This is a genomic window from Pararoseomonas baculiformis (genome assembly GCF_017813395.1).
Taxonomy (GTDB): domain Bacteria; phylum Pseudomonadota; class Alphaproteobacteria; order Acetobacterales; family Acetobacteraceae; genus Roseomonas; species Roseomonas baculiformis.
The window spans coordinates 1-1,286 of record NZ_JAGIZB010000101.1 but is presented as its reverse complement, the minus strand read 5'-3'; the positions used below and the strand labels follow the sequence as shown (position 1 = coordinate 1,286).

The following is a 1,286-nucleotide window of genomic DNA, read 5'->3' as shown; positions in this document are numbered from 1 at the left end:
GACTGGCGGAACTGCACGGGCGAGACATTCACCGCCACCGTGGTGTCCTGGGGCCAGTCCATCGCCTGGCGGCAGGCCTGCCGCAGCACCCAGTTGCCGATCGGGGTGATCAGCCCCGCATCCTCGGCCACGGGGATGAAGCGGGTGGGCGGCACCGCGCCGCTTCCCGGCCGGTCCCAGCGCAACAGCGCCTCGGCGCCGGTGACCGTGCCGCGGTCCAGCTGCACCTGCGGCTGGAAGACCAGCCGGAAGCCGTCCGTCTCCAGGGCCCGCCGGAGATCGGCCTCCATGGCCCGCCGCTCCTGCAGCTTGTGGTTCATCTCGGGGACGAACAAGCAGTAGCCGCCGCGCCCGGCCTCCTTGGCCTGGTAGAGGGCCAGGTCGGCATCCCGCAGCAGCTGGGCGGGATCGGCCGAGCCGTCGCGGTCCGTCATGGCGATGCCGATGCTCACGCCGATCCGGGCCTGGTAGCCATCCAGGTCGATCGGGGCCTCCAGCGCCGCGATCAGCCGGCTGGCCAGGGTGGCGGCGGCCTGGGGCTGCTTTGCCTGGGGCTGGATCACCGCGAACTCGTCCCCGCCGAGGCGCGCGAGGGTGTCGCTCTCCCGCAGCATGGCCGAGAGGCGGGCCGAGACCACCTTCAGCAGCTCGTCGCCCGCGGCATGGCCCAGCGTGTCGTTCACCTCCTTGAAGCGGTCGAGGTCGAGGCAGAGCACCGCCATGGGCTTGCCGTCCCGCCGTGACCGGGCAAGGGCCTGGCGCAGCCGGTCGCCGAACAGGCCGCGATTGGGCAGGCCGGTGAGGAGATCATGGGCCGCGAGGAAGCTCGCCCGCGCCAGGGCCTGGTTGAGCAGGCGCAGCGGCACCACGCGCAGCAGCACGAAGATGAGGACGCCGAGGGTGGTGGAGGCGAGGGAGACCAGCAGGGTGACCACCAGCACCCCGCGCAGCGAGAGCGCGGCCTCGACATGGCCCAGCTCCTCGCCATCCACGATGATCGGGGCCTGCTGGGTGACGATGGGCCAGGGCAGCTCGGCCCGGGGCGCGGCCTCCATCACCAGGTGCCCGCCGCGCGCATAAACGCGGCGGCGCTCCTCAGCCGAGCGGCCGCGTGGGCCCGAGACCCGGAGGCCGTCGAACTCCCAGAAGGCGGGGTTGCGGCGCGCCAGCTCCACCACCTCCGCCGCATGGAGGCGCGCGCTGGCCTCGAGCCCGCCGAGGATGCGGTAATGGGAGGCGGAAAAATAGGTCACGGGCAGCGCGGCCGCCATCAGCAGCGCCGCCAG

1 protein-coding gene is annotated in these 1,286 nt (G+C 72.9%); it reads right to left on the bottom strand.

Going from position 1 to position 1,286, the window contains the following annotated elements:
- On the bottom strand, window positions 1–1,286 hold a 1,286-nt coding region (locus J8J14_RS24750; protein WP_209382203.1), incomplete at both ends, for a putative bifunctional diguanylate cyclase/phosphodiesterase.